The sequence below is a fragment of the Pedococcus sp. NPDC057267 genome (assembly GCF_042668795.1).
Classification (GTDB): Bacteria; Actinomycetota; Actinomycetes; order Actinomycetales; family Dermatophilaceae; genus Pedococcus.
On the sequence record NZ_JBHUYG010000119.1, the window covers coordinates 1 to 11,677 of the forward strand.

Sequence of the window (11,677 nt, forward strand, 5' to 3'; positions counted from 1 at the left end):
GACCACCCGTGGTCGGGGCCGTCGTCGTGTGGGCGGGGCCGTCGTCGTGTGGGCGGGGCCGTCGTCGTGTGGGCGGGTGTGTGCGGCGGATGTGCGGGCGCGTGTACGGGCGGTGGAGCCGTCCGCGATGAGAGACGGGTGTCCCGGCTGGTGGCCGGGCGGGCGTACCCTCGTCGCAGGTCATGAGCGCCAGCGCCAAGCCCCGGCTCGCTGGCCGGCAACCCTCCTCCGCGGTGGGGTGCCCCGGGTGAGGACCGGGCGCGCGGCTCCCGCCGTGCGCAAGCGCGGGAGACCCACGACGTGTCCCGCACCGCCTCCGGCGGTGGCGACCAGCACTCCACCGTCGGCGACGGACCCCGCCGACGCCGCGCCCAGCGGCACACGAGAGTGAAGGTTCCCATGAGCAGCACGAACTGGTCGTTCGAGACCCGCCAGATCCACGTCGGCCAGGAGCCGGACGCCGCCACCGGCGCGCGCGCCCTGCCGATCTACCAGACGACGTCGTACGTCTTCAAGGACGCCGAGCACGCGGCAAACCTGTTCGCGCTCAAGGAGTTCGGCAACATCTACACCCGCATCATGAACCCGACCCAGGACGCCGTGGAGCAGCGGATCGCCTCGCTGGAGGGTGGCGTCGGCGCGCTGCTCGTGGCATCCGGCCAGGCGGCCGAGACCCTCGCGATCCTCAACATCGCCGAGGCCGGCGACCACGTCGTGGCCAGCCCGTCGCTCTACGGCGGCACCTTCAACCTGCTCAAGCACACGCTGCCCAAGTTCGGGATCGAGGTGTCCTTCGTCGCCGACCCCAACGACCTCGAGTCGTGGCGGGCGGCGGTGCGACCCAACACCAAGCTCTTCTTCGGGGAGACCATCTCCAACCCCAAGTCGGAGGTGCTCGACATCGAGGGCGTGGCGGCTGTCGCGCACGAGGTGGGGGTGCCGCTGGTCGTGGACAACACGATCGCCACGCCGTACCTCATCCGGCCGCTCGAGTGGGGTGCGGACATCGTGGTGCACTCGGCCACGAAGTACCTCGGCGGCCACGGCACCACCATCGCCGGCGTCATCGTCGACGGTGGGTCGTTCGACTTCGCCCAGGACCCCGAGCGCTTCCCCGGCTACAACACGCCGGACGAGAGCTACCACGGCCTGGTGTTCGCGCGTGACCTCGGCGTCGGCAGCCCGCTCGGGGCGAACCTCGCCTTCATCCTCAAGGCCCGGGTCCAGCTGCTGCGCGACCTCGGTGCCGCCGTGTCCCCGTTCAACGCCTTCCTCATCGCCCAGGGCCTGGAGACCCTCAGCCTCCGCATCGAGCGGCACCTGCAGAACGCCCACGAGGTCGCGAGGTACCTGAGCGGCCACGAGCAGGTCGAGCGCGTGGTGTGGGCCTCCCTGCCGGACCACGAGTCGTACGAGAAGGCCACGAAGTACACCCCGCGCGGAGCGGGCGCGGTGCTCGCGTTCGAGATCAGGGGTGGGGTCGAGGCGGGCAAGCGCTTCGTCGAGGGCCTGCAGCTGCACAGCCACGTGGCCAACCTCGGCGACGTGCGCTCGCTGGCGATCCACCCCGCCTCGACGACGCACTCGCAGGGGCCCGACGAGGACCGGCTGGCGGCCGGCGTGACGCCCGGCCTGGTGCGGCTGGCCGTGGGCATCGAGCACATCGACGACATCATCGCCGACCTCGACCAGGGCTTCATCGCCGCCAAGGGAGCCTGACCGCCGCCCTCGGAGTCGCCGGTCCACCTGCGCGGCGCCCGCGGCCCCCTACCCGGTCACCCGGAGGACGCCGTGGGCGCCGCGTTCGGCGTCCACCATGACGTGCGAGACGAACGGGTAGTGGCCCGCCTCGGGGAACACCAGCTCGACGAACCCACCCTGTCCGGGCTGGAGGGCCAGGGCCTGGGCGCCGCCGACCGTGCCGGGTGCGCCGGGCCGCACCAGGTAGCCGCCTTCGAGGAACACGGTGTCGAACTGCGCGCCGACGACGTGGAACGAGCTCGGCCGGTTGGGCCCTGCGTCGACGACCCACACGCGGACCCGCTCGCCGACCCGGGCCGGCAGCTGGTCGTGGTCGTACTGGTTCGCGAACCCGTTGAACACCACCGCATCGGGCCGCTCGGCCGCGACCTTGGCCGGGTCGGCGCTCCCGCCCTGGGTGCCGAGGTAGAGCTCCGACTGCACGAGCAAGTACTCACGGTCGACCCGCGCCAGGCCGGGCGGGTCGATGACGACCGCGCCGACCATGCCGTTGGCGAGGTGCAGCGACATCGGCATGGAGCTGCAGTGGTACAGCCAGATCCCGGCCCGCTGCGCCGTGAAGGAGAACGTCACCGACGCGCCCGGTGCGACGGTCCGCACCGGCTGGTCCGGTGCCAGGGCACCGGCGTGGAAGTCGATGGAGTGGCCCAGGCTGCCGTCGTTGCGCAGCGTCACCTCGAACCGGTCGCCGACGCGCCCATGCAGCACCGGCCCGGGAGCCGTCCCGTCGAAGGTCCACAGCCGTTGCCGGACACCGACGGCCACCTCGCGCTCCACCTCCCGGGCGACGAGCGAGACACGGTGGACGCGCGCCCCGGGTGCCGGGGCCAGGCGCGCGTCCCGGGCGGTGAACCCGGCCCCCGGTGTCGCCAGGAAGTCCGGTCGTGCGACGTCTCCCGTGCCCGGCACCTGAGCCTCCTGCGCCATGGTGTCGTCATCCAGACCGGTCGGCCGGGAGCTGCCCCGAGAGTGCGCCGCGGCTGCCCTCGAGGCGAGGGCCACCTTGACGGAGAACACCATTCCCATCTGCCGGTGCCCGACGATGGTGCACCACCCGTCGAGGTCGCGGCCGACAACGTCGACCTCCACCCGTCCGCTCTGCCCGGTGGACAGGCGTCCGCTGCTCTGGCCGGTCTCCAGGGCCAGGTCGTGCACGTCGCCGTCACGGTTGACCACCTCGATGACGAGCCGGTCGCCCAGCGGCACGTCGACGGAGGCGGGGTGGAACCGCATGCCCCGGGCCTCGACGTGCACCGTCGTCGTGTGGCCGGTGGCGGCGACACCGGGGGCGGCGGTGCCGGCGGCCGTTCCCGGGGCGGCCGGGTCGAGGGAGGCACCGGTCGCCACCGCGAGCACCAGGGCCGAGAGGCCGGCCGCGGCCCAGCCGGTATGCCGGGCACGCACCTGGGCGCGTGGCTCCGGCTGGTGCCGTGCCGGGGCCGTCCCGGTGGCCGGGTCCGGGCGGCTGGCCGCTGCCCGGTCGGCGCGCCGGGCAGTCCTGAGCGCGAACACCAGCAGCACGAGGAAGGCGGCGTACGACGCCAGCACCATGGTCGAGACCAGCACCCGGACGACGCTCGGTGCCGGGAGCAGGAGGAGCGCCAGTCCGCCGTTCGCCACGACGACCCGCAGCGCGGCGCCGCGCTCGAGCGTGTCGGTCGTGGCCCGCACGACCGAGGGGCCGCCGCCGCGCACCACCGGCAGCAGGTAGGTCAGGGCCCCCAGCAGCACCTGCGCGCCGAACCCGGCCGCGACCGGCACTGCCAGCCGGTGGGTCGACGCACCGGCAGCGGCCCAGTCGGGCGCCACGAGCACGAGCGCCGCCAGCCAGGCGAGTGACCCGGCGAGCCAAGCGACCGCGGCGAGCACCGACCACGCGGCATACGACTGTGGTGGTCTCGACCGCGCGGCGGCCAGCAGGGGGCGCAGCGACCAGAGGGTGGCGGCCAGGAAGGCGAGCAGGGCCACGCCGGTGACGGTGCGGGCGCCGGCCAGGGCCGCGGCGACGACGACGCCGAGGGAGGACGCGAGGGCCGGCAGGGCCTGGCGCGACTGCCGCTCAGCGCCCTCGGCGACACGGGTGCGCAGGATGGTGGGCCACAGGGTCAGGAGCGTGCCCAGCACCGTGAGGCCGAGCCAGCCGAGCACGTTGACGGCCACGTGCGCCAGCACGAGCCGACCGTGGAGCAGCTCATCGGGGTGCCGCGCCAGCAGCGTCCCCAGCACGGCCCCGACCGGCAGGCAGGCCGAGGCCGCGACGTAGTAGCGCACCGACGCGCCGAAGCGGGACGGGAGGGCCCGGCGTGCCTGGAGGGCGAGGGCGATGCCGTGGGCGGCTGCTGCGCCTCCCACGCCGAGCGCCCCGACCATGGTGAAGGGTAGGGAGCCGCTCACGATCCCGGCGACGACGGCGACCACGCCTGCGTTGAGGCCCACGAGCCGCACGACCTGTCCGCGCCGTGAGGGCGAGGGGTTCTTCAGCAGGGCGTCGGCGAAGTGGGCGCTCCAGACGAGCACCGCGTTGGTCACCGCACCCAGCAGGAGCAGGTGCACCAGGAGCCAGCGCGACTCGGGGACGAACGGGTGGGCGAGCGAGACGCCGAGCAGCGCCACCAGCCAGGCGACCACGCCGCTGTTGGCGGCCAGGTGCCACCGCAACCGGGGTCCCGGTGGGGTGCGCCCGGCCCTCACCGGCCCGCTCCGACCGTGGTCGTCGACGGGGAAGTGGCGGATGTGCCACGGGTGGAGGTGGCGGCGGCTGAGGAGGCGGAGGGGGCGCAGGCGGAGGGGGCAGGGGAGGAGGGGGAAGGGGAGGTGCCGGGGGCGGAGGTGGCAGAGGAGGTTGACGCTGCACTGCCGGAGAGGTCGGAGTCGCCCCGCTCGGTCCGCCGGCTGCCCTCGCGGCGTCCCGCGGCCGACCACACCACGACCCCGAGGAAGAGCAGCACGGCGGCTGCGTTGCCGATGCCGCCCACCGTCCGGGCGCCGTCGACGCCCCAGGCGTCCCCCACCAGCGCGCGCACGAGGAGGGAGGCCTGGAGGAGCAGCGCCGGCGCGTACATCGCGGGCCGGTAGGGGACGCGCACTGTGAGGACGGCCGGGAGGATGACCGGTGCGTGCGCCATGATCATCGAGAGCGTGAAGCCGAGGAACACGGCGTGCACGGCGGCGTCGTAGGCCGGTCCGTCGAGCACCAGCCCGGCGAGCAGCCAGGTGCCCCCGGCGACGGCCAGCCAGGCGTAGCCGGCCAGCAGGCAGGCGGCGACGAAGCGGGGCAGCCCCGTGCCGTGGACCGTCCGGCGCGCCACGTCGTGCACGGCCAGCCACCCGACGAGCACGAGCAGGGACGCCCCGAACAGCGGGAACCCGACCACGGGCCACAGCAGCGAGGCGACCGCCGAGACCGTGACCGCCGCCGAGGTCACCAGCAGCAGCGCAGCGGCGCCGCCGGGTCCCTGCAGCTGCAGCCGGGCCAGCTCCAGTCGTTCACCGGCGATGGTGAGCACCACGAATCCAGCCAGCCAGGGCAGCAGCCGCGGCACGGGGACCCCGCCCAGCCACAGCACCGCACCCCCCGTGGCGAGCACGGCGCCCAGCTCCTGCACGAGCACGGCGTCGTCGCGCTGCCGGCGCCACAGGGCCACGTACACGGCGACGAGGGCGCCGCCGCCGGCCGCCAGCAGCAGCTGGCCGGCCCGCAGCGGCAGCGGCGAGACGAGCAGGAGGCCACCGGCCCCGAGGAGGGCCGGCGCGGCATACCCGGCGGGCCGGCGCAGGGCGACGGCGCGCTCCAGCGACACCAGGGTGCCGATGAAGCCGAGGACGAGGAGGGGTCCGTGAACGACCGGGAGCCGCTGGGGGAGCGCCAGGGCCGGGGCCCCGAGCAGCCGCAGCCCGGCGTCGACCCCCAGCAGCAGGGCCAGGCCCGCCGGCAGGAGGAAGGGCAGCCGGCGCAGGCTCACGGCCGGTCGCCGCCGGTCCGGCTCGTCGCCCCGGTGAGGTGGAGCAGGCAGGCTCCCGGTTCGGCGAACGGCACCAGGGACGTCTCGTCGCTGCGGGTGTGCCAGGTCTCGAGCGCCCCCCGGACGATGCCGAGGTGCACCGAGCAGACGACCTCGGGCTCCTCGCGGGCGGCGGCGATCAGGGGGCACTGGCGCAGGCGCACGGCCAGGACGCGGCTGTCGGCCGTGGGGTCGAAGCCCAGGCCGGTGAGGAGGTCGACCACCTCGCGCCGCGCGCCGGCGGCGGAGGAGGGAGCCGTGCGTTCGACGGCCAGCTGCTGGCCCCACGCCCGTCCCGCCTCGACGGCGTCGTCGCGCGGGTGGTCGCTCGTGCGCGCCAGCTGCATGGCGAGGGCGGTCGCGAGACCGGCGTACTCGCGCACCACCGGCTGCTGCACCTCGGTGGCCGTGTAGAGCCAGGCGGGCCGTCCGCGCCCGGCGGAGTCCGCCCGCTCGCGCGTCGCCAGCCCGGCCTCGACGAGCGCGTCGAGGTGCTCGCGGACCGTGTTCGTGTGCTGGCCGCTGCTCTGCGCCAACGCCGCGGCCGTGACCGGCTCCGGGTGGGCCGTGAGCAGGTCGAGCACCGCCGCCTCGGCCCGGCTGGGGGCTGCGCCGGCGGGGGGAGTGGCGCGCGTCGGGCGCGGCCCCAGGCCCGGGGTCGCCAGGCGCTGCTCGAGACCGGTTGGAATATTCACGGAAAAGAGTGTATTAAATAACCAGACGCCCTGCCACCCGCGGCAGGACCCCACCGGGAGGACACCGTGGACACCGTCGTCATCGCCTCGACCGAGCAGGACTCCGCCGCCGTCGAGGCCGTCAGGAGCCACCACGCCGAGATGGCCGGCACCCTGACGGCGCTCGCACGCCGTGTCGCCTCGGCGCCGGATGACCGCGCGGCGCTCGACGCCCGCGACGACCTGGTGCGCTGGGCCGAGCGCGACCTCGTGCCGCACGCGCTCGCCGAGGAGCAGGCGATGTACCCGCTGGCACACCGCGACGACCGGGCTCGCCTGCTCGTCGACGCGATGCTCGCCGAGCACCAGCTCATCCTCGGCCTCGTCGAACGGCTCGAGGCTGCCGGGACGCTGGTCGAGGCGGCCGCCGAGGCGCGGGCGCTGGCGGTCACCTTCGAGAGCCACCTCGCCAAGGAGAACGACCAGGTGCTGCCGCTGCTGGCGGCCGCCCCCGAGGTCTCCCTCGCGGACGCGCTCGCCGGCATGCACCAGCTGCTCGGCGGCGACCACCACGACGCCCACGCGCCTGACCACGAACACGGCCACGCGCCTGGCCACGAGCACGGCCACGGACCTGACCACGAGCACGGCCACGGACCTGGCTACAAGCACGGCCACGGACCTGGCCACGAGCACGGCCACGAGCGCGCAGGCGCGGACGCCTCCCCGGCCCCGGGCGGCTGTGGTGGAGCGTGCTCCTGCGGCGAGGCCGACGGCGCCGACCTGCCCGAGCTCGACGCCCGGACCGTGCCGCACGCCATCCGGCACGCGACCATCTTCGGCGCCCTCGACGCCGTGCGCGCCGGAGGCGGGATGGTGCTCGTCGCGCCGCACGACCCGCTGCCGCTGCTCAGGCAGCTCGAGGGACGGGCGCCGGGCGCCTTCGCCGTCGACTACCTCGAGCGCGGACCGCAGGCGTGGCGCCTGCGCTTCACCCGCGTCGCGTGACGAGCCTCTGACGACCTCCTGACGAGCTCGCCCCGAGCCCCCGGACCGGCCGGGCATGGTCACCCCCTGGGCCGTGCCCGGCCACTCGCGTCCGCGCCTCCCGAGCGGGACGCCACAGGCGCCCGGCTGCGAAGTCGGGGGAGGCCAGGCCGTGGCGGCACGTATCCTGACGGGCATGTCCGCCGAGCGTTCCGAGCAGCCTCGCGCTGCCCGGAGCCGGCGCAGGCGCCCGCGGCGTGGCCCGGGCGACGGGAGCCCCCGACATCCGCACCAGCCGCGTCCGCGCCGGGCGATCCCGGTGCCGGAGCTGCGCTACCCCGAGCAGCTGCCGGTCGTCGCCCGCAAGGACGACATCGCCGCGGCCATCCGCGACCACCAGGTCGTCGTCGTCGCGGGCGAGACCGGGTCGGGCAAGACCACCCAGCTGCCGAAGATCTGCCTCGAGGTCGGCCGCGGCCAGCAGGGCATCGTGGGGCACACCCAGCCACGACGGATCGCCGCACGCTCAGTGGCCGAGCGCATCGCCGAGGAGCTCGAGGTCGAGCTCGGTGGGGCGATCGGCTACCAGGTCAGGTTCACCGACACGAGCAGCGACGACACGCTCGTCAAGGTGATGACCGACGGCATCCTGCTCAACGAGATGCAGCGCGACCGGATGCTGCGCAAGTACGACACGATCATCATCGACGAGGCGCACGAGCGGTCGCTCAACATCGACTTCATCCTCGGCTACCTCAAGCAGCTGCTGCCGCGCCGCCCGGACCTCAAGGTCGTCATCACCTCGGCGACCATCGACCCCGAGCGGTTCGCCCAGCACTTCGCGGACCCGCGAACCGGTGAGCCGGCGCCGATCATCGAGGTCTCGGGCCGCACCTACCCGGTCGAGGTCCGCTACCGCCCGCTCGTCGACCCCGACCGTGACGACGCCGAGGAGCGCGACCAGGTCACCGGTGTCGTCGAGGCGGTCGAGGAGCTGTGGACCGAGGCCAGGGGCGGCGACGGCGGTGGGCAGGACATCCTCGTCTTCCTCTCCGGCGAGCGGGAGATCCGCGACACCGCGTCCGCGCTCGAGGGACTGAACCTGCCGCAGACCGAGGTGCTGCCGCTCTACGCGAGGCTGTCCGCGGCCGAGCAGCACCGCGTCTTCTCCCGCCACTCCGGACGCCGGATCGTGTTGGCCACCAACGTCGCCGAGACGTCACTGACCGTGCCCGGCATCCGCTACGTCGTCGACGCGGGTACCGCGCGCATCTCGCGGTACAGCCAGCGGACCAAGGTGCAGCGGCTCCCGATCGAACCGGTCTCGCAGGCCAGCGCCAACCAGCGCGCCGGTCGCTGCGGCCGCGTCGCCGACGGCATCTGCATCCGGCTGTACTCGGAGGCCGACTACGAGTCCCGGCCCGAGTTCACCGAGCCCGAGGTCCAGCGCACCAGCCTCGCGTCCGTCATCCTCCAGATGACGGCGCTCGGGCTCGGCGACGTCGCCCGCTTCCCGTTCGTCGACCCGCCGGACCCGCGCCAGGTCGCCGACGGCGTGCGGCTCCTCGAGGAGCTCCAGGCCTTCGACATGGTGGGTGGCGGTGAGGCCGGTGCGGGTGGTGGCCAGGGCACCGGTGGGGCGTATGCCGGGGAGCCGGGGGAGCGGGGAACCGCACCACGGCGACGTGGCCGGGAGCGGCGCCTCACGGCATACGGCAGGTCACTCGCACGCCTGCCCGTGGACCCCCGGCTGGGGCGCATGCTCATCGAGGCCGGGAAGCTGGGGTGCACCCGTGAGGCGCTCGTCATCGTGGCCGCGCTCTCGATGCAGGACCCGCGCGAGCGGCCGGCCGACAAGCAGGCCCAGGCCGACCAGGCACATGCCCGGTTCCGTGACGAGCACTCGGACTTCATGTCGCTGCTCAACCTCTGGAACTACCTCAAGGAGCAGCAGAAGGCGTTGTCGCACAGCGCGTTCCGGCGCATGTGCCGCACCGAGTTCCTGCACTACCTGCGCGTGCGGGAGTGGCAGGACCTGCACTCGCAGCTGCGCCGCGCCTGCCAGGACGTCGGGATCGACCCGAAGCAGGCGACGGCCGCACCCGGTGAGCCGCCGAACGCCGACCTCGTCCACCAGGCGCTGCTCGCCGGGCTGCTGTCGCACATCGGCGTGCGCGACGAGGCCAAGCGGGACTACCTCGGGGCCCGGGGTGCGCGGTTCGGGATCTCGCCGGGGTCGACGCTCTTCCGCCGCCAGCCCGCGTTCGTCATGGCCGCGGAGCTCGTCGAGACGACCCGCTTGTGGGCCCGCACCAACGCCCGCATCGACCCGCTGTGGGCCGAGCGCGCGGCGCCGCACCTGGTGAAGCGGACGTACTCCGAGCCGCGCTGGTCCCGCAAGCAGGGTGCGGCACTGGCCACCGAGCGGGTGACGCTCTACGGCGTGCCGCTGGTCGCCGCCCGCACCGTCAACTACGCGCGCATCGCGCCGGAGGAGTCCCGCGACCTGTTCATCCGGCACGCCCTCGTCGAGGGCGACTGGGACACCCACCACGAGTTCCACCGCACGAACACCGCTGCGCTGCAACGGCTCTCGGAGCTGGAGGAGCGGGCGCGCCGACGTGACATCGTGGTCGACGACGAGGACCTCGTGTCGTTCTTCGACGAGCGGGTCCCCGCTCAGGTCGTCTCCCAGCGCCACTTCGACCGCTGGTGGAAGCAGGCGCGGCGCGAGACGCCGGACCTCCTCACCTTCACCGAGGACCTGCTCACCCGCGACAGCGCCGAGGAGGTGTCGGCGCGCGACTACCCGCGGACGTGGCGCCAGGGCGCGCTCGAGCTGCCGCTGACCTACCAGTTCGAGCCGGGGACGGCCGCCGACGGCGTGACGGTGCACATCCCGGTGCAGGTGCTCAACCGGGTGTCACCCGAGGGCTTCGACTGGCAGGTGCCGGGGCTGCGGGGAGACCTCGCCACGGCTCTCGTGCGGGCGCTGCCCAAGGGCGTCCGGCGCAACTTCGTCCCCGCCCCCGACCATGCCGCGGCCGCGCTGGCGGACGTCCAGCCGGGCGACGGCCGCACCCTCGTCGAGGAGCTCGGCCGGGTCCTGCACGCGCGCACCGGCGTCCGCGTCGACCCCGCGGACTGGCACCCGGAGGCCGTCCCCGACCACCTGCGCGTCACGTTCAGCGTCGAGGACGGTGGCGGCCGCGTGCTGGGCGCGGGCAAGGACCTCGAGGAGCTCAAGGACCGGCTCGCCGGGCAGGTCCAGCGACGCATGTCCCGAGCCGGGGCGCGCATCGAGCGAAAAGGCCTGCGGCAGTGGGACTTCGGCACGCTTCCCGAGACCTTCGACACGAGGTCCGGAGGCCAGGTGGTGCAGGGGTTCCCCGCGCTCGTCGACCGCGGCGACTGGGTCGACCTCGTGGTCCTGCCGGGCCGTCGTGCCGCCGAGGCCGCGACCGCGCTCGGTGTGCGGCGGCTGCTGCTGCTGAACACCGCGCCGCCGTGGAAGCGCGTGCTCGCCCGTCTCGGCAACGCCCAGAAGCTCACCCTTGCCGACAACCCCCACGGATCCGTGCCCGCGCTGCTCGAGGACTGCCTCGCCTGCGCGGTCGACGCGATCACCGCCGAGCGCGGCGCAGCGGGGGCCCACGGGGTCCGCGACGAGGAGGACTTCGGCGAGGTGCTGGCCGCCGTGCGCACCCACGTCGCGACCCGCGTGCTCCAGGTCGTCGATGAGGTCGAGCCGGTGCTGGCCACCTCCCGGGACGTGCGCCGGCTGCTCGAGGGCCTGCGGGCACCGGCCGCCGCTGCGCTCGTCGCCGACGTCCGCGCCCAGCTCGACAGCCTCGTCTACCCCGGCTTCGTCGCCGACACCGGCATCGCGCACCTGCCGCAGCTGCGCCGGTACCTGCGCGGGATGGTTCAGCGGCTGGAGAAGGCGCCGTCGTCGCCCTCGGCCCTGGCCCGTGACGCCGCGAACCAGGAGGTCGTGGACCGCGTCGAGCTCGCGTATGCCGACCTGCTCGACTCCCTGTCGCCGGAGGACCGCCTCTCGGCCCCGGTCCGCGACGTCGGGTGGATGGTCGAGGAGCTGCGGGTCAGCCTGTTCGCGAACTCGCTCGGCACGCCGCGGCCGGTGTCGGAGAAGCGGATCCGCAACGCGATCGCCGCCCTCCAGACCTGAGGTCGACGCGCGCGGCCGACCCGCGACACGAGTTGGGGGGCCGCTGCGCCCGGGAACCCGAGCGC

The 11,677-nt window shown here is 74.4% G+C and carries 6 protein-coding genes and 1 riboswitch; of the genes, 3 read left to right on the forward strand and 3 right to left on the reverse strand.

Annotated elements, in window-relative coordinates:
* Positions 1 to 178: 178 nt before the first annotated feature.
* A riboswitch (SAM riboswitch) is annotated at positions 179 to 291 on the forward strand.
* A gap of 108 nt (positions 292 to 399) precedes the next feature.
* Positions 400 to 1,719, forward strand: coding sequence for a bifunctional o-acetylhomoserine/o-acetylserine sulfhydrylase (locus ACFUC1_RS18510; RefSeq protein ID WP_379122435.1), 1,320 nt, complete (start codon positions 400 to 402; stop codon positions 1,717 to 1,719).
* Between the two features lie 48 nt (positions 1,720 to 1,767).
* Here ACFUC1_RS18510 and ACFUC1_RS18515 read toward each other — a convergent pair whose 3' ends face one another.
* The 3 genes from ACFUC1_RS18515 to ACFUC1_RS18525 are packed head-to-tail and all read right to left on the reverse strand — an operon-like array spanning position 1,768 to position 6,457.
* Positions 1,768 to 4,452 carry a multicopper oxidase domain-containing protein gene (locus ACFUC1_RS18515; protein WP_379122437.1) on the reverse strand — a complete coding sequence of 895 codons (2,685 nt, stop codon included), beginning with the start codon at positions 4,450 to 4,452 and terminating at the stop codon, positions 1,768 to 1,770.
* Entirely contained in the window at positions 4,449 to 5,723 is a 1,275-nt protein-coding gene (locus ACFUC1_RS18520; protein WP_379122439.1) for a hypothetical protein, read from the reverse strand. The genes ACFUC1_RS18515 and ACFUC1_RS18520 overlap by 4 nt, the downstream gene beginning before the upstream one ends.
* Positions 5,720 to 6,457, reverse strand: coding sequence for a helix-turn-helix transcriptional regulator (locus ACFUC1_RS18525; RefSeq protein WP_379122440.1), 738 nt, complete (start codon positions 6,455 to 6,457; stop codon positions 5,720 to 5,722). Before ACFUC1_RS18525 ends, ACFUC1_RS18520 begins: the two co-directional genes overlap by 4 nt.
* Positions 6,458 to 6,523: 66 nt before the next feature.
* Between ACFUC1_RS18525 and ACFUC1_RS18530 the strand changes: the two genes are divergently transcribed.
* Entirely contained in the window at positions 6,524 to 7,444 is a 921-nt protein-coding gene (locus tag ACFUC1_RS18530; RefSeq protein ID WP_379122442.1) for a DUF2249 domain-containing protein, read from the forward strand.
* Between the two features lie 175 nt (positions 7,445 to 7,619).
* Positions 7,620 to 11,612: an ATP-dependent RNA helicase HrpA gene (gene hrpA, locus ACFUC1_RS18535; RefSeq protein ID WP_379122444.1), complete on the forward strand. Its 3,993-nt coding sequence runs from the start codon at positions 7,620 to 7,622 to the stop codon at positions 11,610 to 11,612.
* Positions 11,613 to 11,677 lie beyond the last annotated feature (65 nt).

Coding starts and splice junctions, on each gene's coding strand:
- ACFUC1_RS18510 (WP_379122435.1), top strand. CDS start 400: ATGAGCAGCACGAACTGGTCGTTCGAGACCCGCCAGATCCACGTCGGC.
- hrpA (WP_379122444.1), top strand. CDS start 7,620: ATGTCCGCCGAGCGTTCCGAGCAGCCTCGCGCTGCCCGGAGCCGGCGC.